The organism is Streptomyces luteolus, assembly GCF_029968015.1.
Lineage (GTDB): Bacteria > Actinomycetota > Actinomycetes > Streptomycetales > Streptomycetaceae > Streptomyces > Streptomyces luteolus.
Genome location: NZ_JASCIS010000034.1, coordinates 16318 through 37585, shown reverse-complemented (window position 1 = coordinate 37585; position 21268 = coordinate 16318). Strand labels below are relative to the sequence as shown.

17 protein-coding genes, 5 tRNA genes and 1 riboswitch are annotated in these 21268 nt (G+C 71.1%); of the genes, 14 read left to right on the top strand and 8 right to left on the bottom strand.

The genetic code is table 11. The annotated features are described in order from the left end of the window. Positions 1-41 precede the first annotated feature (41 nt). A complete protein-coding gene (gene hrpA / locus QIT00_RS27520) occupies positions 42-3998 on the bottom strand; it encodes an ATP-dependent RNA helicase HrpA (protein WP_282538116.1) in 3957 nt (1318 codons plus the stop codon). A gap of 82 nt (positions 3999-4080) precedes the next feature. Here hrpA and QIT00_RS27515 point away from each other — a divergent pair, with 82 nt between their 5' ends. Genes QIT00_RS27515 through QIT00_RS27500 form a run of 4 tightly spaced genes read left to right on the top strand, consistent with a single transcriptional unit; the run spans position 4081 to position 6716 of the window. Then, positions 4081-4482 (top strand): hypothetical protein, encoded by a 402-nt coding sequence (locus QIT00_RS27515; protein ID WP_282538115.1) that lies wholly within the window; start codon positions 4081-4083, stop codon positions 4480-4482. Positions 4483-4534: 52 nt separating this feature from the next. Beyond that, entirely contained in the window at positions 4535-5011 is a 477-nt protein-coding gene (locus QIT00_RS27510) for a hypothetical protein (protein WP_282538114.1), read from the top strand. A gap of 44 nt (positions 5012-5055) precedes the next feature. After that, positions 5056-5862, top strand: a complete 807-nt coding sequence (locus QIT00_RS27505) for a DsbA family protein (RefSeq protein ID WP_282538113.1) — start codon at positions 5056-5058, stop codon at positions 5860-5862. Further along, positions 5859-6716 carry a cytochrome c biogenesis CcdA family protein gene (locus QIT00_RS27500; RefSeq protein WP_282538112.1) on the top strand — a complete coding sequence of 286 codons (858 nt, stop codon included), beginning with the start codon at positions 5859-5861 and terminating at the stop codon, positions 6714-6716. Before QIT00_RS27505 ends, QIT00_RS27500 begins: the two co-directional genes overlap by 4 nt. Before the next feature lie 106 nt (positions 6717-6822). Here the strand turns inward: QIT00_RS27500 and QIT00_RS27495 are convergent. The 5 genes from QIT00_RS27495 to QIT00_RS27475 all read right to left on the bottom strand — a co-directional run bounded on the left by QIT00_RS27495 (position 6823) and on the right by QIT00_RS27475 (position 9317). Next, positions 6823-6896 (bottom strand) — tRNA-Phe (locus QIT00_RS27495). A gap of 23 nt (positions 6897-6919) precedes the next feature. Further along, positions 6920-6994 (bottom strand) — tRNA-Asp (locus tag QIT00_RS27490). A gap of 38 nt (positions 6995-7032) precedes the next feature. Continuing rightward, positions 7033-7105, bottom strand: a tRNA-Glu gene (locus tag QIT00_RS27485). Positions 7106-7314: 209 nt separating this feature from the next. After that, positions 7315-8874, bottom strand: a complete 1560-nt coding sequence (locus QIT00_RS27480; RefSeq protein ID WP_282538111.1) for a metallophosphoesterase — start codon at positions 8872-8874, stop codon at positions 7315-7317. Between the two features lie 92 nt (positions 8875-8966). Then, the gene (locus QIT00_RS27475; RefSeq protein ID WP_282538110.1) at positions 8967-9317 is read right to left on the bottom strand and encodes a metallopeptidase family protein; all 351 of its coding nucleotides are present in this window, start codon (positions 9315-9317) and stop codon (positions 8967-8969) included. Positions 9318-9493: 176 nt separating this feature from the next. Here QIT00_RS27475 and QIT00_RS27470 point away from each other — a divergent pair, with 176 nt between their 5' ends. The 7 genes from QIT00_RS27470 (at position 9494) to QIT00_RS27440 (ending at position 15688) form a co-directional block, all read left to right on the top strand. Continuing rightward, the gene (locus QIT00_RS27470) at positions 9494-10045 is read left to right on the top strand and encodes a hypothetical protein (protein ID WP_282538109.1); all 552 of its coding nucleotides are present in this window, start codon (positions 9494-9496) and stop codon (positions 10043-10045) included. A gap of 257 nt (positions 10046-10302) precedes the next feature. Then, the gene (locus tag QIT00_RS27465; RefSeq protein ID WP_282538108.1) at positions 10303-12453 is read left to right on the top strand and encodes a DEAD/DEAH box helicase; all 2151 of its coding nucleotides are present in this window, start codon (positions 10303-10305) and stop codon (positions 12451-12453) included. A gap of 132 nt (positions 12454-12585) precedes the next feature. Beyond that, positions 12586-12658 (top strand) — tRNA-Lys (locus QIT00_RS27460). Positions 12659-12892: 234 nt separating this feature from the next. Then, positions 12893-13267 (top strand): ArsR/SmtB family transcription factor, encoded by a 375-nt coding sequence (locus tag QIT00_RS27455; protein WP_282538107.1) that lies wholly within the window; start codon positions 12893-12895, stop codon positions 13265-13267. After that, positions 13264-14448, top strand: coding sequence for an MFS transporter (locus tag QIT00_RS27450; RefSeq protein ID WP_282538106.1), 1185 nt, complete (start codon positions 13264-13266; stop codon positions 14446-14448). Before QIT00_RS27455 ends, QIT00_RS27450 begins: the two co-directional genes overlap by 4 nt. A gap of 192 nt (positions 14449-14640) precedes the next feature. After that, positions 14641-14817 (top strand): hypothetical protein, encoded by a 177-nt coding sequence (locus tag QIT00_RS27445; protein WP_282538105.1) that lies wholly within the window; start codon positions 14641-14643, stop codon positions 14815-14817. Positions 14818-14911: 94 nt separating this feature from the next. Continuing rightward, a complete protein-coding gene (locus QIT00_RS27440) occupies positions 14912-15688 on the top strand; it encodes a formylglycine-generating enzyme family protein (RefSeq protein WP_282538104.1) in 777 nt (258 codons plus the stop codon). A gap of 202 nt (positions 15689-15890) precedes the next feature. On the opposite strand, the gene QIT00_RS27435 is transcribed toward QIT00_RS27440, so the two are convergent. Beyond that, positions 15891-15964, bottom strand: a tRNA-Met gene (locus tag QIT00_RS27435). 172 nt (positions 15965-16136) lie between these two features. Here QIT00_RS27435 and QIT00_RS27430 point away from each other — a divergent pair. The 3 genes from QIT00_RS27430 (at position 16137) to QIT00_RS27420 (ending at position 19874) form a co-directional block, all read left to right on the top strand. Continuing rightward, a complete protein-coding gene (locus QIT00_RS27430; protein WP_408909862.1) occupies positions 16137-17339 on the top strand; it encodes a PP2C family protein-serine/threonine phosphatase in 1203 nt (400 codons plus the stop codon). 221 nt (positions 17340-17560) lie between these two features. Next, a riboswitch (cyclic di-AMP (ydaO/yuaA leader) is annotated at positions 17561-17694 on the top strand. Between the two features lie 11 nt (positions 17695-17705). Next, positions 17706-18791, top strand: a complete 1086-nt coding sequence (locus QIT00_RS27425; protein ID WP_282538102.1) for a M23 family metallopeptidase — start codon at positions 17706-17708, stop codon at positions 18789-18791. Between the two features lie 138 nt (positions 18792-18929). Then, complete coding sequence (locus tag QIT00_RS27420; protein WP_282538101.1) at positions 18930-19874, top strand: aldo/keto reductase; 945 nt, start codon at positions 18930-18932, stop codon at positions 19872-19874. On the opposite strand, the gene QIT00_RS27415 is transcribed toward QIT00_RS27420, so the two are convergent. Continuing rightward, positions 19866-21239, bottom strand: a complete 1374-nt coding sequence (locus QIT00_RS27415) for a PrsW family intramembrane metalloprotease (protein WP_408909861.1) — start codon at positions 21237-21239, stop codon at positions 19866-19868. The two genes, QIT00_RS27420 and QIT00_RS27415, sit on opposite strands and share 9 nt — an antisense overlap. Between the last annotated feature and the right edge of the window lie 29 nt (positions 21240-21268).

The window sequence follows — 21268 nt, the reverse complement described above, 5'->3', positions numbered from 1 at the left end:
TCGAACTCGCTCTCCGTGAGCGGCCCGTCACACCTTTTGCGCTACGGTGCCGCCGCGTCGACGGCCTTCACGATCCGCTTGTCCGAGATCGGATACGCCGTGCCGAGCGCGTGCGCGAAGTAGCTGACCCGCAGCTCCTCCAGCATCCAGCGGATGTCCCGTACGTTCTGCGGCACCGGGCGGCCCTGCGGCAACTGCTCAAGGAGCCAGGCGTATTCGTCCTGCATGTCGTGGACCTTCTGCATGCGCGTGGTGTCCCGCTGCACGTTCGTCGGCATCTGCTGCAGGCGGCGGTCGGCGGCCGTCAGGTACCGCATCAGGTCCGGCAGGCGGCGCAACCCCGTCGCCGTGACGAAGCCGGGCCTGACCAGGGCGTCCAGCTGCGTGCGTACGTCCGTGAGGTTGGCCAGGAGCGCCGGGGAGTTCGTCGACTTCAGGCGGCGCTCACAGGCCTGCCAGGCGGCGAGGACCTGCTGCACCTGGCCGACCGTGTGCACGGTGGCGTCCACGAGGTCCGCGCGGACCTTCTCGTAGAGCCCCCGGTACGCCGCCTCGTCCCAGGCCGGGCCGCCGAAGTCGGCGATCAGCTTGTCCGCGGCGGCCGTCGCGCAGTCGTCCACCAGGGCCTGGATGGAGCCGTGCGGGTTCGAGGAGAGCGTGAGCTTCTGCTGGTTGGTGAGCTTGCCCGTGGCGAACTTGGCCGCGTTCACCGGGATGTTGAGCAGGATCAGGCGCCGCGTGCCCTGCCACATCGACTCCAGCTGCTCGGCCTCGGTGTCGAAGAGGCGTACGGAGACGGAGTCGCCCGCGTCCACGAGCGCCGGGTACGCCTTGACCGGCTGGCCGGCCCGCCGCGTCTCGAAGACCTTCGACAGCGTGCCGATCGTCCAATCCGTCAGGCCCGTACGCTCCACGGACTCGCCGCCGGAGCGCTCCGCGGTCGCCGCCGCGGCCTGCGAGATCGCCTTGCGGGCCTTCGGTTTGAGGCGGAGCTTCAGCGCTTCCAGGTCCTTGTCCTCGGCGAGCTTGCGGCGCCGCTCGTCGACAATCCGGAACGTGATCTTCAAGTGGTCCGGTACGCGCGACAGATCGAAGTCGTCCGCCGCAACCGGGACGCCGGCCATGCCCTTCAGCTCACGCGCGAGCGTGACCGGCAGCGGCTCCTGGAGGGGCACCGCACGCTCCAGGAAGGCCTTGGCGAAGTTCGGCGCCGGTACGTAGTTGCGGCGGATCGGCTTGGGCAGCGAGCGGATCAGCTCCGTCACCACGTCCTCGCGCAGGCCCGGGATCTGCCAGTCGAAGCCCTCGTCCGTGACCTGGTTGAGCACCTGGAGCGGCACGTGGACCGTCACACCGTCCGCGTCCGCGCCCGGCTCGAACTGGTACGTCACCCGGAACTTCAGCCCGCCCTGACGCCACTGGTCCGGGTAGTCGTCCTTGGTGACCGCCTCGGCCGACTCGCGAATGAGCATCGACCGCTCGAAGTCGAGGAGTTCGGGCTCGTCGCGCTTCTTCTGCTTCCACCAGGAGTCGAAGTGCGCGCCCGACACCACGTGTTCGGGGATGCGCTGCTCGTAGAAGTCGAAGAGCGTCTCGTCGTCGACCATGATGTCGCGGCGGCGCGCCCGGTGCTCCAACTCCTCGACCTCGGTGAGGAGTCTGCGGTTGTCCGCGTAGAACTTGTGGTGCGTGCGCCAGTCGCCCTCCACCAGGGCGTTGCGGATGAACAGCTCGCGCGAGAGCTCGGGGTCGATCCGGCCGTAGTTCACCTTGCGCTGCGCCACGATCGGCACGCCGTACAGCGTGACCTTCTCGTACGCCATCACCGCCGCCTGGTCCTTCTCCCAGTGCGGCTCGGAGTACGTGCGCTTCAGCAGGTGCTCGGCGAGCGGCTCGACCCACTCCGGCTCGATCTTCGCGTTGACCCGCGCCCACAGCCGGGACGTCTCGACCAGCTCGGCGGACATGATGAACCGCGGCGGCTTCTTGAACAGGGCGGAGCCGGGGAAGACCGCGAACTTGGCGTTCCGGGCGCCCAGATACTCGTTCCGCCCGCCGCGCTGCTTCGGGTCGCTCTCCTTGGACTCCTTCACGTCTTTCATGCCGATGTGCGACAGCAGACCGGCGAGCAGGGAGATGTGGACCTGCTGGTCCGGGGCATCGTCCTCGTTCAGATGGATGCCCATCTGCTTGGCGACCGTGCGCAGCTGGTGGTAGATGTCCTGCCACTCGCGGATCCGCAGGAAGTTCAGATACTCCTGCTTGCACATGCGGCGGAACGAGCTGGAGCCCCGCTCCTTCTGCTGCTCCCTCACGTACCGCCACAGGTTCAGATACGCGAGGAAGTCGCTCGTCTCGTCCTTGAAGCGGGCGTGCTGCTGATCCGCCTGCGCCTGCTTCTCCGCCGGTCGCTCGCGCGGGTCCTGGATGGAGAGCGCGGCCGCGATCACCATGACCTCGCGCACGCAGCCGTTCTTGTCCGCCTCCAGGACCATCCGTGCAAGGCGCGGGTCGACGGGCAGCTGGGACAGCTTGCGGCCCTGCTCCGTCAGGCGCTTCCGCACGTCCTTCTGCTTCGGGTCCAACGCGCCCAGTTCCGTGAGGAGTTGGACGCCGTCGCGGATGTTGCGGTGGTCCGGCGGGTCGATGAACGGGAACTTCTCGATGTCGCCGAGCCCGGCGGCGGTCATCTGCAGGATGACGGAGGCCAGGTTCGTACGGAGGATCTCCGCGTCCGTGAACTCCGGGCGCGCCTCGAAGTCGTCCTCCGCATACAGCCGGATGCAGATGCCGTCCGACGTACGGCCGCAGCGGCCCTTGCGCTGGTTGGCGCTGGCCTGGCTGATCGCCTCGATGGGCAGCCGCTGGACCTTGGTGCGGTGGCTGTAGCGGGAGATACGGGCCGTGCCCGGGTCGATCACGTACTTGATGCCGGGGACGGTGAGGGAGGTCTCGGCGACGTTCGTGGCGAGGACGATCCGTCGGCCCGTGTGCTGCTGGAAGACCCGGTGCTGCTCGGCGTGCGACAGGCGCGCGTACAGGGGGAGCACTTCCGTGAACCTGTACTTCTTCTTCTCCAGCGCGTCCGCCGTGTCCCGGATCTCGCGCTCGCCGGAGAGGAATACGAGGATGTCGCCCTTGCCCTCGGACTGGAGCTCTTCGACGGCATCGCAGATCGCGGTGATCTGGTCGCGGTCGGCCTCCTCGGAATCCTCCTCCAGGAGCGGGCGGTACCGCACCTCCACCGGGTACGTACGGCCGCTGACCTCGACGATCGGGGCGTCGGAGAAGTGCCGGCTGAAGCGCTCCGGGTCGATGGTCGCCGAGGTGATGACGACCTTCAGGTCCGGGCGCTTCGGCAGCAGCTGGGCGAGGTAGCCGAGCAGGAAGTCGATGTTCAGGGACCGCTCGTGGGCCTCGTCGATGATGATCGTGTCGTACGCGCGCAGCTCGCGGTCCGTCTGGATCTCGGCGAGCAGGATGCCGTCCGTCATCAGCTTCAGATACGTGTCGCCGCCGACCTGGTCGGTGAAGCGGACCTTCCAGCCGACCGTCCCGCCGAGCGGGGTGGCCAGCTCGTCGGCCACGCGCTCGGCGACCGTGCGCGCCGCGATCCGGCGGGGCTGCGTGTGGCCGATCATGCCGCGGGCTCCCCGGCCGAGCTCCATGCAGATCTTCGGGATCTGCGTGGTCTTCCCCGAACCGGTCTCACCTGCGACGATCACGACCTGGTGGTCCCGGATCGCCGCGAGGATCTCGTCCTTCTTCTGGCTGACCGGCAGCTGCTCGGGGTACGTGACCGGCGGCAGGGCCGCACGCCGCTCCCGTATCCGCGCGGCGGACTTCTCCGCCTCGGCCGCGATCTCGTCGAGGACCGCCTGCCGCGCCTCGGGCCTGCGGATCTTACGGCTGCCTTCGAGGCGACGCCCCAAACGGTGCGCGTCGCGGAGCGAGGCCTCGTCGAGGAGCCGGGCGAGCTCGGCATAGGAAGTAGACATACGAACTCCAGGATCTCACCCGCTTGTCGGCACTGGCGAACGCATTTCTGTCCCCTCTGTCCGGGTGGTGCAGTATGGAGCCATGTCGCTCGCAGCCACCCGCCGTCGCCGCTCCGCGGTGACGCTCCTCCTCGCCGCGCTCCTCGCGCTGCTCACGGTGGGATTGGTGTGCGGCCCGGCGAGCGCGAGTGCGAGTGCGAGTGCCGGCCAGGTGACCGAGTCCGTACGCGCCGCCGCGCCCTCGGCCTCCGCCCTGGACGGCAAGACCGGCTGCGGCAAGAAGCAGACCGACGAGAGCGGCCAGCCCGCCACCCCGAACCGCGGCGGCTCCGCGCACGAACAGCTCGCCTCCACGCTCTCCCACGAGCAGTCCGCCACCGGTGACGGGACGCCCTTCGGCCACCTCGCCGGTGTCGCACCCGACCGCGGCCCACCGCCCCGCGACCCGCCGTCCCCCGTCGAACTCTCCGTCCTGCGCGTGTAGAGGGCCCTGTCTCCGGCCCTCACCACCCGCCCAGGACAGGAGAAGAACCCGCATGAATCTGCGGCTCGCTCTGCGCGCCCCCGCCCACTGGCCGGCGGCGCGCCGGCTCGTCGCGCTCGGCGGCGCCCTGCTCAGCGCCCTGCTGCTCGGCCTGCCGACCGCCCTCGTACCGAACCCGGTCTTCGGCCGCGAGATCCCGCCCGAGTGGTGGAGCTATCCGGTGCTCGTGGCCTCCGCGCTGCTCGCCGGCCTGCTGCTCGCCACGTACGTACGCACAGGAGCCGAGCGCACCCGGGACAGCGAACGGGTCTCACGGCTCGGCTCGGCCGGAGCACTGCTCTCGTTCCTCGCCGTCGGCTGCCCCGTGTGCAACAAGCTCGTGCTGCTCGCCCTCGGCACCTCCGGCGCGCTCACCGTCTGGGCGCCGCTGCAGCCCGTGCTCGCGGTCGCCTCGCTCGTGCTGCTCGCCGTGGCCACCGTCCGCCGGCTCGCCGGCGAGGTCGCCTGCCCGGCGAAGCCCGCGCGCTGACCCACCGACTTCCCGACCCGTACCACCAGGAGACCTGAACACCCATGGCCCCCACCTCATCCACCTCATCGAAGTCCTCCCCATCGAAGTCCTCCTCCGCGCCCGGCAAGGGCCGCGGCCTCGCGATCGGCGCGGCCGTCCTCGTGGCCGCGCTGCTCCTCGGCGTCTTCTCGTACACCGCGACCAAGCCCGGCTCCGGCTCCGGTTCCGACACCGGCAGCGCGAGCGACACCCCCGCCGCCGACGTCTCCGCCGACCCGCAGAACGGCGTCTACCCGGAGCTGGAGAAGCTGGCCCGCCGCGACGCCAAGGACCCGCTCGCGCAGGGCCGGGCGGACGCCCCCGTCGTCCTCGTCGAGTACGCCGACTTCAAGTGCGGCTTCTGCGGCAAGTTTGCCCGCGACACCGAGCCGGGCCTCGTGAAGAAGTACGTCGACAACGGCACCCTGCGCATCGAATGGCGCAACTTCCCGATCTTCGGCGCCGAGTCGGAGGCCGCCGCGCGCGCTGCCTGGGCGGCCGGGCAGCAGGGGCGCTTCTGGCAGTTCCACGAGGCGGCGTACGCGGAGGGCGTGAAGGAGAAGGGCTTCAAGGACGACCGCCTCAACGCGCTCGCCGAGCAGGCCGGAGTCGCCGACCTCGACCGCTTCAAGAAGGACCTGGACAGCGCGGCGGCGAAGAAGGCCGTCGGCAGGGACACCGAGGAGGCCTACAAGCTGGGCGCCACCTCCACCCCGTCCTTCCTGATCAACGGCCGTCCGCTGGCGGGCGCCCAGCCCGCGGAGACCTTCGAGCAGGCCATCGAGCAGGCGGCGGCAACGGCTTCCGGCAAGAAGGACACGGGCCGGTGACCGGCGACATCGGTTATCTCGCCGCGTTCCTCGGCGGCCTGCTCGCCCTGCTCAGCCCGTGCAGCGCGCTGCTCCTGCCGGCGTTCTTCGCGTACTCGATCAACAGCTCGTCCCGGCTCCTGGCCCGCACCGGCATCTTCTACCTGGGCCTGGCCACGACCCTGGTCCCGCTGGGCGCCGCGGGCTCGTTCGCCGGACGGTTCTTCTACGGCAACCGGGATCTGCTCGTCCTCGTCGGCGGCTGGCTGATCATCACGCTCGGTCTGCTGCAGCTCCTCGGCATGGGCTTCGCCTCCCGCAAGATGTCCGAGCTCTCCGGCCGCATCCGCCCCACCACCGCCCTGTCGGTGTACGCCCTGGGTGCGGTCTACGGCCTGGCCGGCTTCTGCGCGGGCCCGATCCTCGGCAGCGTCCTCACGGTCGCGGCCCTGGGCGGCAATCCGGGGTACGGGGGCGCACTGCTCGCGGTGTACGCCCTCGGCATGGCGGTCCCGCTGTTCCTCCTGGCCCTGCTCTGGGAGCGCTTCGACCTGGGCCGCCGCCGCTGGCTCCGCGGCCGCACCTTCCGCGTCGGCCGCTTCGAGCTGCATACGACGTCGACCCTGTCGGGCCTGTTCTTCATCGCCCTCGGCACGCTGTTCCTGGCCTTCGACGGCACGACGGCACTGCCCGGAATCCTCGACGTGGACGACTCGTTCGCGGTCGAACAGTGGGCCCGCGGCCTCGGCGAGCGCGTCTCGGACGGCACGCTGGTGCTGGCCGCGATCGCCGCGGCGGCGGCGCTCTTCGCGGTACGCGCGTGGCGCCGCCGCTCGGCCGCCGGGGTGAACGCGGGGGCGGAGACGGAGAGCTGAGCGGGACCGGCTCCGCCCACCGGCGTACGGGTGGGCGGAGCCGGTCGCCCGACGGGCACGTTCCGAAAACACTGAAGCCCCCGTCCGAAGACGGGGGCTTCACTTGTGGCTGGGGCCGGGGTCGAACCGGCGACCTTCCGCTTTTCAGGCGGACGCTCGTACCAACTGAGCTACCCAGCCACGAGATTCGCGAGGAATCTCAGCGGTCCTGACGGGATTTGAACCCGCGGCCTCCACCTTGACAGGGTGGCGAGCACTCCAAACTGCTCCACAGGACCAAGCTGTTGCGCGACTAAGTGTCGCACAGGGTGGTGCGTGCCCCCAACGGGATTCGAACCCGTGCTACCGCCTTGAAAGGGCGGCGTCCTGGGCCACTAGACGATGAGGGCGGAACTACTGGTTACAGCTCTGCTTCGTCTGCGCGTCCGGGGACGTCAGAAGCATGTGACTCCGCGTCCCCCCGGAGGGTTCTGCTTCTCCTTCGCTCCTCACGGAGTTCTGGACGGTCAAGCCCTGACCGGTGCCGTTGGGCACGCCCAGACTGTACTACGGCGTTTGGACCTCGACCAAACCGAAAAGATGTGAGGCCGTCCGGCGGTCATGGCGCCGGTGAGCTGTCCGGCGCCGACGGCGTCGCGCCGGGTTCGTTCTCCTGCGGGACATGGCGGCTGACCTCGGCCGTGGTGAGGCCGAGCCCGCCGAGGCGGATCTCGTCCCAGGCCTGCAGGCGCTTGGTGGTCCGGTCGAGGTACAGGACGGACGCGGAGACGGGGTCCGGTTCCTCGCCCTCGACGGCGCGCAGGCCGCTGCCACCGGTGGAGCCCTCGATACGCAGCCGGGTGCCGCCGGGCAGTTGCTCCGTCTTCGGGTGGTGGACGTGGCCCGCGAGGACGAGCGGGACCTGCCCGTCGGTCTGCCGGGCCGCGACCGGGTTGTGCGCGACGGCGATGTCCACCGGAGCACCCAGGGCCCGCTGGACGCGCAGGGAGCCGGCGAGGAAGCTGCCCGCCGTGCGCTCGGCCGGGTCGCCGCGGGCGACGACCGAGCGGTCCGGGGTGAACTGCGGGTCGCCGATGCCCGCCAGGCGCAGGCCGCCGACGTTCACGGTGCGGCCGTCGTCCAGGACGTGCACGTTCTTCAGGCGTTCCAGATAGCGCTGGGTCGTCCGGGAGTCGTGGTTGCCGCGCACCCAGACGTAGGGGGCGCCCAGGTCCTCGATCGGGTCGAGGAAGCGGTTCTCGGCGGCGGTGCCGTGGTCCATGGTGTCGCCGGAGTCGATGATCACGTCGATCTCGTACTGCTCCACGAGCGAGGCGATGATGTGCCAGCTCGCGGGGTTGAGGTGGATGTCGGAGACGTGCAGGACGCGGACCGTGGACGGGTCGGGGGCGTACGTGGGGAGCGTGGAGGTGGCGTCGTACAGCTTGGTGACGTTGGTGACCAGGCGCGCCAACTCCTTCTGGTACGCGTCGAATTCGCTGACGATGCTGCGGGCGTTGCCGACGACGGACGGGGCGGAGGAGAGCAGTCCGGAGAACCTGGGCTCCAGGACCGACTTGGGGTTCCAGGTGGCGAAGGCGGTGGCGCCGCAGATCACGAGCAGGGCGAGCGCGGTGCCGCCGGCGGTGAGGGCGCGGCGGGGCCTGCGGTAGACGACGAGGCCGAGCGCGGCGGCGCCGAGCACCACGGCGACGCAGGAGCGCAGCGCCAGGTCGAGGGTGCCGGCCTGGACGTCGCGGGTGACCTCGTCCTGCAGTCCGGCGATGCGCTCGGGGTGGTCGACGAGGGCGCGGGCGCGGTCCGGGTCGAGGCTGTCCAGGTCGACGTCGAGGCGGAGCGGCGCGGTGTGGGAGTCGAGTTCGAGGGCGCCGAGCGGGGAGACGTTGATCTTCGTGCCGCCGGTGAGCGAGGGGCGCAGCGTCATCCGCGTGTCCATCGGGCCGACCGGGACGTGCACGCTGCCGACGATCAGTAGCCCCAGCCAGGCGCCGAGCAGCACGACCGCGACCAGGCCGAGGGCGCGGCCGAAGGGGTGCGGCGGGTGGACCAGTTCGCCGACGGGGTGCGGGTGGCGCGCGCGGTAGTGGCGTACGAACGCGGCCGGGGCGGTCCGTACGCGGTCCAGGACGTTTCGGGCGGCGGCGCGGGCGCTGGCCATTGGGCCCCTATGCCCATGTCTGCGGGTGTTCATGCCGGGCCGGGCCGGGGGGTGGTGATGCCGGGCCGGGCCCGGGGGTGGGCCGAGGGCTGTCAGCCCCAGCCCAGCTCGTGCAGGCGCTCGTCGTCGATGCCGAAGTGGTGGGCGATCTCGTGGACGACGGTGACGGCGACCTCGTCGACCACCTGCTCCTGGCTCTCGCAGTAGCGCAGGGTCGGGCCCATGTAGATCGTGATGCGGTCCGGGAGCACCCCGGCGTACCACTCGCCGCGGTCGGTGAGCGGCGTGCCCTCGTACAGGCCGAGCAGCTCGGGGTCGTCGGCGGACGGTTCGTCCTCCACGAACACGGCCACGTTGTCCATCACCCTGGTCAGTTCCGGGGGGATCTGGTCCAGGGCCTGGCTCACCAGCTCTTCGAACGCCTCACGGGTCATCTCCAGCACACGGCCCATTGTCCGGGACGAGCGGTGGATGTGCGGGCCCCGGTGCGAACTCCCGTGCGGCGGGGCGTGCGGCCGTGGGAACGCGCGGTTCGGGCGCCGTGTGCGCGGCGTGTCCTCTTGCGGGCGGCGGGAGTTGGGCAGGGCAACACATTGCCGCGCTCCGGAGGTGCCCACCCGTGCGCCAGTTGTCCGTACCCGTTCGTCTGGCCGCGGTGGTGGTCGCCCTCGGTGCGGGCGCCGGGTGTGTGAGCGTCGGCGGGGACGCCCAGGAGCCCGCGCCCGCCAAGTCCTCCCGGTCCGCGGGCGAGAACGCCGGTGAGGCCGGGCCGGACGGCGGGCCCGTGGTGAGTGGTGTCACGGGGCGGGAGGGCGCGCGGCCGGACGGTGTGCGCCCCGAGGGCGGTGACGCCGAGAGCGGTGACGCGGAGAGTTCCCCCGCCGCCTCCGACTCGGCCTCGCGCCCGGCGACCCCGGCCCGCCCGTCGTCCTCGCCCGACCGGCCCGGTCCGGGGCGTACGACGCCCAAACCCCGGCCCTCCGCGACGCAGGCGCCCACGCCCCCGCCCCCGCAGAGCACGCCGGGGACGACGCCCACGCCGCCGGACACCGGGGAGCCGTCCTCGTCCGCGGCGGGCGGCGGTCAGTCCGGCGGTTCGGGGGGCTCGGGCGGGGTGCGCGGGGCGAGCTTCACGGCGCGGGAGCCGTCGCCGGAGGCCGGGCCGAGCTGAGGCGGGCTTCGGCCCCCGCAGCCCCGCTCCGGAGGTCCGGTTTCGGTCGTCGGTGCAGGTCAGAGGGGCGGTTTGCCATCCGGGGTGAGGGGTGCGTACAGTGGTAGATCGTTTGATCCCATTTGCCCGGCGCCAGCATCGAAGAGCGCCGTGTGGCGCGTACTCTCCCTAGCCGTGGCTGACCGCATTGAGGCGGTCGAATTGCGATTCACGGAGTTTGGGCGCGTGCCGAGACTCCGGAAGGTTTCGCATTTCGCATGTCCACTTTCAGTACTGAGCACTCCGTCCTGCCCGAGAACAGCGCGGACGACGCTGTCGTCACCGAGACGGCCGCTCCCGAAGCCCCCGAGGCGCCCGAGGTCACCTTCGCTGACCTGGGCCTGCCCGAGGGCGTCGTCCGCAAGCTCGCGCAGAACGGCGTGACCACGCCCTTCCCGATCCAGGCCGCGACCATCCCGGACGCCCTGGCCGGCAAGGACATCCTCGGCCGCGGCCGCACCGGCTCCGGCAAGACCCTCTCCTTCGGTCTGCCGACCCTGGCGGCGCTCGCCGAAGGCCGTACGGAGAAGAAGAAGCCCCGCGCGGTCATCCTGACCCCGACCCGTGAGCTGGCGATGCAGGTCGCCGACGCCCTCCAGCCGTACGGCGACGTCCTCGGCCTGAAGATGAAGGTCGTCTGCGGCGGTACGTCGATGGGCAACCAGATCTACGCCCTGGAGCGCGGCGTCGACATCCTCGTCGCCACCCCGGGCCGGCTGCGCGACATCATCAACCGCGGCGCCTGCTCCCTGGAGAACGTCCAGGTCGCCGTCCTCGACGAGGCCGACCAGATGTCCGACCTGGGCTTCCTGCCCGAGGTCACCGAGCTGCTCGACCAGGTTCCGGCGGGCGGCCAGCGCATGCTGTTCTCGGCCACGATGGAGAACGAGATCTCCACGCTGGTCAAGCGCTACCTGACCGACCCGGTCACGCACGAGGTCGACGCCGCCCAGGGCGCCGTCACGACCATGACGCACCACATCCTGATCGTGAAGCCCCGCGACAAGGCGCCGGTCACCGCCGCGATCGCCGCGCGCAAGGGCCGCACCATCATCTTCGTCCGCACCCAGCTCGGCGCCGACCGCATCGCGGAGCAGCTGCGCGACTCCGGCGTGAAGGCGGACGCGCTGCACGGCGGCATGACGCAGGGCGCCCGTACGCGGACGCTCGCCGACTTCAAGGACGGGTACGTCAACGCGCTCGTCGCCACCGACGTCGCCGCCCGCGGCATCCACGTCGACGGCATCGACCTGGTCCTCAACGTGGACCCGGCCGGTGACCACAAGGACTACCTGCACCGCTCCGGCCGTACGGCCCGCGCGGGCCGCTCCGGCACCGTCGTCTCGCTCTCGCTGCCGCACCAGCGTCGGCAGATCTTCCGGCTGATGGAGGACGCGGGCGTCGACGCCTCGCGCCACATCATCGGCCAGGGCGGCGCCTTCGACCCGGAGGTCGCCGAGATCACCGGCGCCCGGTCGCTGACCGAGGTCCAGGCAGACTCCGCGGACAACGCGGCGAAGCAGGCCGAGCGTGACGTGTCGCAGCTCACCAAGGAGCTGGAGCGCGCGCAGCGTCGCGCCACCGAGCTGCGCGAGGAGGCCGACCGCCTCACCGCCCGCGCCGCGCGCGAGCGGGGCGAGGACCCGGCCGAGGCCGTCGCCGCTGCCGCCGAGGCCGCCGTCGCCGAGGTCGAGGTGCCCGAGCAGCAGCAGCGCGAGGTGCGCGAGCAGCGGGAGTTCCGCGAGGAGCGTCCGTCGTACGAGCGTCGGGAACGCCGGGACGACCGGGGCAACTTTGAGCGCCGTGAGCGTCGCGACAACGACCGTGGCGGCAACGGCGGCTTCAACCGCGACCGCCGCGACAACGACCGGGGCGGTTTCCGCCGGGACGACCGCGGTGACCGCGGCTTCAACCGCGACCGTGACGACCGCGGTGGCCGTTCCTTCGAGCGTCGCGACAACGACCGTGGCGGCAACGGCGGCTTCAACCGCGACCGCCGCGACAACGACCGTGGTGGCTTCCGCCGGGACGACCGGGGTGGCCGTTCCTTCGAGCGCCGTGACAACGACCGTGGCGGCAACGGCGGCTTCAACCGCGACCGCCGCGACAACGACCGTGGTGGCTTCCGCCGGGACGAGCGGGGCGGCTTCCGCCGGGACGACCGTGGCGGCAACGGCGGCTTCAACCGCGACCGCCGCGACCACCGCGGCGGCAGCGACCGTCCGTTCAACCGCGACGACCGCCCCTTCAACCGCGACCGTCGCGACCACCGCGGTGGCAGCGACCGTCCGTTCAACCGCCGTGACGACCGCGGCGCCGGCTCCTTCGGCCGCCGTGACGACAAGCCGCGCTGGAAGCGCAACGGCTGACCCCGCCGGCACCGGCAACTGACCTGAGAAGCGGGCCGACTCCACGGAGCCGGTCCGCTTCTCACGTCGCCGCACCGATACCCGATCGGCTCTGTCCGCTCCTGCGGCTATGCTCGGGGGGTGCGTTGACGCGGGCCGTTAGCTCAATTGGCAGAGCAGTGGACTTTTAATCCATTGGTTGTGGGTTCGAGTCCCACACGGCCTACGACGCGAGGGTCTACGGAAACCCCGTCTGACCTGCTGAGAAGCGCCCGACTCCACTTCGGTGGGGGCGGGCGTTTCTGCGTTGCGCGGGGCTTGTGCGGGCGATGCGTGAGCGGACGGGCTGGTGGTGATGCGGATGTGACGGGTCGTCAAGGCGATCCGCGCCCGAGCTTGACCGTGCGGGAATCATCGAACTATCTTCGTGCGAGATTTTTCGAACGATCAGGGAGGGGCGATGACTCCTGCGCGGGTCTACCAGCATCCGGAAACGTCAGAGATCGCGATGCCCAAGGTCTTGTTCGCGCTGAGCGAGCCGCTGCGGCTGAACATGGTCCGCATGCTCGTCGAGCGAGGAGAAGTGGACAGCATCGAACTCGGCCCGGAACTGCCGCGGTCGACGCTGACGCACCACACGAGCCTGCTGCGCGAGTCCGGGATCGTCTTCGTACGCGCCGAGGGGCGCAAGTGCATGATCCGGCTCCGTGAGGACGATCTGGAGGCCCGGTTCCCCGGACTGATCCAGACCGTCCTCAACGGCTATCCGGCACCCGTGGACGACGTGGACGACGTGGACGACGTGGACGACGTGGACGACGAGGAGGGCGCGTGATCCGCAAGGTGTGGCCCCTGGTCACCGCCGCCATCGCGCTCGGCATCGACGCGTACGTCGTCGCCGGCGTACTGCCGTCGATCGCCGACTCACTGGCGACCACAGTCGCGGTGATCGGCCTCGGGGTGACTGCCTTCACCGCTGCCTACGCCGTGGCCGGACCGCTGCTGTCCGGAAGGCTCACCCAAGGCAGTACCGCGCGAGCGTTGCTGATCGCGCTCGGCGTGTTCAATCTCGGGAACCTCATCACGGTCGTCGCACCGGGAGTCGGGATCTTCCTTGGCTCCCGCGTCATGGCCGGCGCGGGCGCCGGCATCCTCACGGCTGTCGCTACCGCGACCGCCGCGGCGATGGTCACTGAGCGAGAGCGCGGCCGGGCGATGGCGATGGTCACCTTCGGCCTGTCCACGGGGACCGTCGCCGGAGTGCCCGTGGGGATGCTGATCGGCGAAAGCCGGGGCTGGCGCTGGACCATGGCCCTGGTCGTCGCTGTCGGCGTACTCAGCATGATCGCCCTCGCCTCCCGCGCACGCACGCTGCCGCCGTTGCCCAGGACGGACGGGGCGCCGGTCTTCGGAGTGCTGCGCTCGGGCAGGACCTCCGCCGGAATCGTCGCGGCGTTCCTGCTCGGCGTGGCCAGCCTCGGCCTCTACACGTACCTGCTTCCCATGGCGGACTCGCGAGGTCTTCAAGGCTGGGGCTTCGCCCTCGTGTGGGCATGGGGCATCGGTGGCGTCACCGGGGCCGCGCTGATCGGCAAGCCGTTGGACAGATACGGGCCGAGGGCGCTGCTTCTGGTCCTGCCCGCGATACTCGCCGCGAGCTTCGCGACGGTCTGGATCTCTTCTGCTCCGGCTGTGTGGTTGATCGCCGCGGCCACGTGGGGAGCTGCCGGGTGGGCGAGCGTTCCGACCGTGCAGCAAGCACTCACCCAGGACCGCCCAGCCCAGGCCATGCCGGTCATCGCTTTCCAGATGGCCGCGATGTACCTCGGCTCCGCGGCGGGAGCCGCCCTGGGAAGCAGCCTCTTGGCCGGGGGAGTCAATTCGGTCGATCTTGCCGGACTGGCGCTGATCCCCGCGGGGCTCGCCATGGTCCTGACCGGCTGGATCGGGGTCGGGGTGCGGCCGGCCCGGGTGCGGGAGACAGCCCGTGTCCGGGCGTGCGAAACCGCCGGATGATCCTCGCTGTGAGCCCGGGGCTCAAAGCTCAGCCCAGCACTCGGATCTCGGCGCCTCCGCAGGCATCTCCCCCTCCGTTCAGACCACCACGCGTTGCACGGTCGGGCGCTGACGGTGACGGTTTGAGAGTCAGTACACCGTCGTATTGGAGGCGTAATGCGGAACCGTGCCAGGCTTACCGCCGTCACTCTGATGGCCACTGCAATGATCTTCGGCGCCGGCGCCGGCGCAGGAGCAGTGGCAGCTGAGCGACCGGCAAACGCGGTCGAGCACCGCGCGCCGAGCCCGGAGGATGACGACTGGACAGGAATCGGCCTGAACATCCTCTGCGGGATCGGCGTGCTCGGCGTGGGATATTGCAGCAACTAGGAGTGCGAACCAGCACTGAAAAGGGCCCGCCGGTGCGGGCCCTTTTCGTATGCCGCCCATGAGCGCGGTCCGCGAAGACCGAGGAGCAGCCGTAATGAACCAGAACCAGGACCAGAACCAGTCGCAACACCGTTTGCCTGCCCCGCAGGTGGACTGGGTTCGGGTTCCCGCGGGGATCGTGGCGCGGGGGACAGCCGAGGGGGACGTGCCGGGGGTTGCCGAGCGGTATCGGGACACCGGGGTGCCGGTGAAGTGGTACCTGAAGGAGGCGCCGCGGGCGGAGGTTCACGTACCGGCGTTCCTGATCGGACGTGTCCCGGTGACCGTCGGGCAGTGGGCGGAGTTCGCCGCGGACACCGGGCGGCCGGCGCCGCGCGGGTCGGCCGACCATCCCGTGACCGGTGTCCCCTGGGGGGAAGCCGTCGCGTACTGCGGTTGGATCGACGCGCTGCTCGGCGGGGTAGGTGTGCGGCTGCCCTCGGAGGACGAGTGGGAGCGCGCTGCCCGGGGGGACGACGGGCGGGAGTTCCCCTGGGGGGACGAGTACCGGACCGGACTGGCCAACCTCGTGGACCTCGGTATGCGGACCACCACCCCGGTCGGCTCGTTCCCCGAGGGAGCCAGCCCGTTCGGCGTGCTCGACATGGCGGGCAACGCCGACGAGTGGACATCCACGCTCTACGCCCCCTACCCCGGCGCGCCGAATGCGGTTCCGGCCGTGGAGGACTGGGCGTTCGACCCGCACATCACCCGCGGCGGGGCGTTCCGGCACGACCGGGACCTGGCGCGCTGTGCCCGTCGCCACGGTGCGTACGAGGAGGACCTCGTGGCGATCGGCGTGGGCTTCCGGCTTGCGGCGCCCGCCAGTTGAAGGTTCAGCCTGTGTGAGCCGTGTGGGCCCTGAGTTGACGGACCTTCGGGGAGGCACTGGTCCCGTACCGCCCGCGTGGCGAAGGCGGGCGTCCTCGACGACCAGCCGTAGCCCGAGCCCGAGCCGAGCCAGTCGCAGGTCGCAGGGAGTGCGACACGCATCAGGCCCGGCACATCGGAATGTGCCGGGCCTGATGTTTCAGTAGCGGGGACAGGATTTGAACCTGCGACCTCTGGGTTATGAGCCCAGCGAGCTACCGAGCTGCTCCACCCCGCGTCGGTGAACACAAGTGTACGCCATCCCGGTGACCCCTCGTGCCACCCCCGTTTCCCCCGGCCCCAGTAACTCGTACGGCCGACGAGGAGTCGCTCGTCGCCTCCCGGGCGGAAACCCTGGGACAGGAGCGGCAGTGGTCCGCCGACACTGCGGACGGGGCAGGAGGCGACCGGTGGGGCAGCGAGGAGCGCGAGGCGGGCGGCGGGGCGGACGTGGTCCGCGTCGCCGGTCTCCCCTCGAAGAGCCGAAGCGGCCGATCATGCACGCTCAGGCCCACGCGTTCGTCCGCAGCCTGCCGACGCTGCTCATCGGCATCGGGCTCGTCTCCGCGCTGCTCACCCCGCCGCGGTTCACGGCGGCCCCGCTGTTCTCGGCGGCGCCGCTCGTCGCGGCCCCGTTCTTCGGGCTGCTCGGCACGGTGCTCACGGGGGTCGCCGCGTCCACCTCCGTGGTGCTGCTGCAGTTGTACTACGGGACGGCCGGGCGGCCGCAGGAGGTGACCGAGCTGATCAACGTGGTCACGGTGTCCGCGCTCGCCGTGCTCATCAATGTCGTCGTACGCCAGCGCGGAGAGAAACTCGCCTCCGCGCGGGAGATCGCGGAGGCCGCCCAGCGCGCCGTGCTGCCCGAACCGGCCTCGCGGATCGGGGGCCTGCAGATCGCGGCGCGGTACGAGGCGGCGCAGGCGGACGCGTTCATCGGGGGTGACCTGTACGCGGTGCAGGACACTCCGCACGGCGTACGCCTCGTCGTGGGCGATGTGCGCGGCAAGGGGCTGGGCGCGGTGGAGGCCGTGGCCGTGGTGATCGGCGCGTTCCGGGAGGCGGCCGAGCAGGAGGCGACGCTGGAGGCGGTCGCCCAGCGGCTCGAGCGCGCGCTCGCGCGCGAGGGAACCCGGCGCTTGGGCCTCGACGCCTTCGAGGGGTTCACGACGGCGGTGCTCGCGGAGATGCCGCACGGCCGTGAGGTCGTACGGTTCATCAACCGGGGCCATCCGGAGCCGCTGATGCTGTCCGCGGGCGGGCGGTTGTGGGTGCTCGCGACGGAGGAGCCCGCGCTGCCGCTCGGCATGGGGGACCTGGGGATCTGGCCGGACCGCGCCGGTGAGTGCTGGTTCCCGGCCGGGGCGACACTGCTCTTCTACACCGACGGGCTCTCCGAGGCGCGGAACGAGGCGGGGGAGTTCTACGATCCGGCGGCGCGGCTCAGCGGCCGGATGTTCACCGCGCCGGACTCCCTGCTCGCCACGGTGGCCGAGGAGGTACGGGCGCACACCGAGGGCTCGGGCATGACCGACGACATGGCGCTGCTCGGGGTGCGGCGGCCCTCGGGGGAGGAGCCGGAGGCCGCCGACGCTGTCACCCTGCGTGAGTGAAGCGCCGCCCTCCGCATAACAAATGACGCAACGTCAGAAAACAGAAGGCCGTGAGAGGTGTAAGCGGAGGAGTCAACTCGCCCGGTTCCGCCCCCTCGTGTCCGAAAAAGCCTTGGCCAGAGTCGTGAACGATCAGTCGGAACGGCTTGGAATCCGATGCCGCTGTCTATTAACGTTCGATAACGCAGCGCGGTCGTCCCAGCCGTCACAAGAGTCGGCTCCGTGCGCACACGCCTAATCCCGCAAGGGAGCCGGGGAACCACCAACTTGGGGTGAATCGGGCGTTCTTCGTCCGTAGGAAACCTTCCTGTTCCGAACCCGTCAGCTAACCCGGTAGGCGAGAAGGAAGGAAAGGAGTGCGCCCCAGTGGCGACCCCGACCAGCAGAGGCGCGAGCGGTCATGAGCCCGCGTATTTCCCGGACGGTGACCAGACGTTCGGGCAGGACGACGGGCCCTGGGAAGAGTGGAATCCCACCGAGGAGTCCGTTCGTCCCGTCCGCGGCCGGCACCGTGTCGGCAAGCAGCGCGGCGGCTTCGCGCGCAGCTCCACCGTGCTCGGCGTGGGCGTCATCGCCGCGGTCGGCGCCGGTGGCATCGCGACCGCCAAGGACCGTCCGCCGGTACCGATATCGCTGCCCGACCTCTCCGGCGTCACCGATTCCCTGCCGGACGCCGAGTCCCTGCCCGGCGTCGGCTCGCTGATCTCCGACTCCGATGAATCCGCCGACGCCGGAAGCGACTTCTCCGGTGTCACCCAGGCCGCCGCCGCGGGCGGCGCGCCCGTCGCGCAGCTCGACGGCGGGCAGCAGGCCGCCTCCGCCGACGCCGGTGAGGCGCTGCGCTCGCGCATCATGCAGCAGGCCGAGTCGAAGCAGGACGAGGCCGCGGCCGCCGAGCAGGCGGCCGCCGCCGACGCCGCCGCGAAGGCCGCCGCCGAAGAGGCCGAGAAGCAGCAGACCGAGGCCGAGAAGAAGGCCGCGGAGGCCAAGCGCAAGGCCGAGGAGGAGGCGAAGCGGAAGGCCGAGGCCGAGCGCCTCGCCAAGCTCGCCCGCAGCTTCGTCAGCCCCCTGTCCTCGTACACCATCAGCACCACGTACGGACAGGCCGGTTCGATGTGGGCCTCCGGCTACCACACGGGTCTGGACTTCGCCGCGCCCACGGGCACGCCGATCAAGTCGATCCACTCCGGCACCGTCAAGGAGGCCGGCTGGTCCGGCAGTTACGGCTACCGCACGGTGGTCGAGCTGGAGGACGGCACGGAGCTCGCGTACAACCACCAGTCGTCGATGAGCGTCAGCGTCGGCCAGAAGGTCACCACCGGCGACGTCATCGGACGGGTCGGCTCCACCGGCAACTCCACCGGTCCGCACCTGCACTTCGAGGTGAAGACGCCGGGCGGCGACCTGATGGACCCGGGGGCGTGGCTGCGCGACAAGGGCATCAGCCTCTGAGCCACCTTCGGTCAGGGCTGCCGGTACGAGGCATGCATCGGTGAGGTGAGGCATGCCTTCCACAGCCGTCGCCGGACGGGTTCTTCCGCGTACGTCCGTACCGGAATACGCCCGTCGGCGGCGGCTGTTGACGTACCCATGACCTCTCTGCGCCATCTCGGCTCGTCCGACCTCTCGGTCTTCCCGCTCGCCCTCGGCGGCAACGTCTTCGGCTGGAGTGCCGACGAGGAGCAGTCCTTCGCCGTCCTCGACGCCTACACCGCGGCGGGCGGCAACTTCGTCGACACAGCCGACGTCTACTCCGCGTGGGTGCCGGGCAACAGCGGCGGTGAGTCCGAGACCGTCATCGGCAAGTGGCTCGCGGCCCGCGGCAACCGCGCCGACATCGTCCTCGCCACCAAGGTCGGCGCCCTCGAAAGCGCCAAGGGCCTGGCTCCGAACACCATCAAGCGGGGCGTCGAGGACTCCCTGCGCCGCCTCGGCACGGACTACATCGACCTGTACTACACGCACTTCGACGACCCGGCCGTCCCCGTCGAGGACATCGTCACCGCCCTCGACGAGCTGGCCCGCGCGGGCACCGTGCGCGCCGTCGCCGCCTCCAACATCTCGGCCGAGCGCCTGACCGAGTCCCTCGAATTCGCCGAGCGCGAGGGCCTCGCGCGGTACGTCGCGCTGCAACCGCACTACAACCTCGTCTCCCGCGACACGTACGAGGGCCCGCTCCAGGAGGTCGCCTCCCGGACCGGGCTCGCCGCGGTGCCGTACTACTCCCTCGCCTCCGGCTTCCTCACCGGCAAGTACCGGCCGGGCGCGAGCGTGGACAGCGTGCGGGCGCAGAGCGCGGGCGGTCATCTGGACACCGAGCGCGGCCTCAAGGTGCTCGACGCGCTCGACCGGGTCGCGGCCGCGCACGACGCCGAGCTCGCCACCGTCGCCCTCGCCTGGCTCGCCGCGCAGCCGACCGTGGTCGCGCCGATCGCCTCGGCCCGTACGGTCGAGCAGCTGCCCGCCCTCGTCCAGGTCGCCGAACTCCAGCTCACCGACGCCGAGTTGGCGGATCTGACGGCCGCCTCAGCCTGAGCGGCCGGGGGCGTACGCGGGGGAGGGGGCGCAGGGGGTGTACGGGGCGTAGGCGGGGTGCGGCGGCCCGTATCCCGGCTGGCGCGGCACATAGGTGAGGCGCGGGCCGGGCTGAGGGGCGTACGGGTTCGGGTAGGGGTACGCGTACGGGTACGGGCGTGGTGCGGGGATCGGTGGGGCCGTGGCGCGGGCCGCGTGCTCCAGGGCCGGGCGGGCGGTCGCGCGGCGGCTCCAGATCTCGCCGAGGAGTTCCTGCTCGCGGGAGACGAACTCCGCGCCCGCCCGGCCGTGCCGTCCCCGGTGCCGCAGGAACGCCAGGGACGTCGCGTACGCCTCGTACTCCGCGACGGTCCGGGCCGCGGCCGGGCCGCCGAGGCGGGCGGCGTGGTCGCGGGCGAAGCGGCGGGCGCGCATCGAGGAGAGCGCGTACGCCTCGTACGGGCCGATCCAGCCGGCGGCGGCGTAGACGGGGAGTTCGGTCCGGATGGTGCGCAGCTCGCGCTGGCGCGTCCAGACCGTGAGCCAGGTCAGGAGCGCGAAGGCGGGGACCATGAAGCCGCCGTAGACGGCGAAGAAGCCGTACGGGCCGAAGACGGCCGAGCTGTTCCAGAGGGCGTGCATGCCCATCGCGAGGCCGAGGCCCAGGACGGGGAGCAGGAAGCGGAGGACGCGCCGGCGCTGCGCGGCGCGGGCGGCGAGGCCGAAGCCGATGCCGGTCAGCACCGTGAACAGCGGATGCGCGAAGGGCGACATCACGATGCGGACGAAGAAGGTCGCGGCGGTGACCGAGTCGAGGGCGAGGCCGGTGATGCCGCTGGCCTCGTCGGTGCCGTACGCGTTGCCCAGATAGAGGACGTTCTCGGTGAACGCGAAGCCGGTGGCGGTGACCCCGGCTATCACCACCCCGTCCACGATTCCGGTGAACTGCCGTCTGCGGAACAGGAAGACGAGCAGTACGGCGGCGGCCTTGGCGCACTCCTCGACGACGGGGGCTATGACGGTCGCGCCGAGGGTGTCGGCGCTCGCAGGGTCGGCGGTGGCCGTGGCTATCCAGCGGGTCGCGAAGGAGTTCGCCACGATCGCTATCAGCGCGGCCGCGCAGGCGCCCCAGGCGAAGGCGAATATGAGGTTCCGCCAGGGCCCGGGGTCGACCCGGTCCAGCCAGCGGAACGCGGCGGTCAGCAGCGGCACCGGCAGCGTGGCCAGGCCGAGGCCGACCAGGAAGCCCTCGGTGCCGGTCTGCTCCCTGACCAGGCCGAGGATCACCAGGCCGGCCAGCGCGAGCAACGTGCCGAGCGCCCACGCCTTGACCGGGCGCCGGTGCCACCAGGGGGTGGCGGATGGGGGCGGAGGCGTTACGGTCACGTCGTCGACGATAACCAGCGGGTGTGACA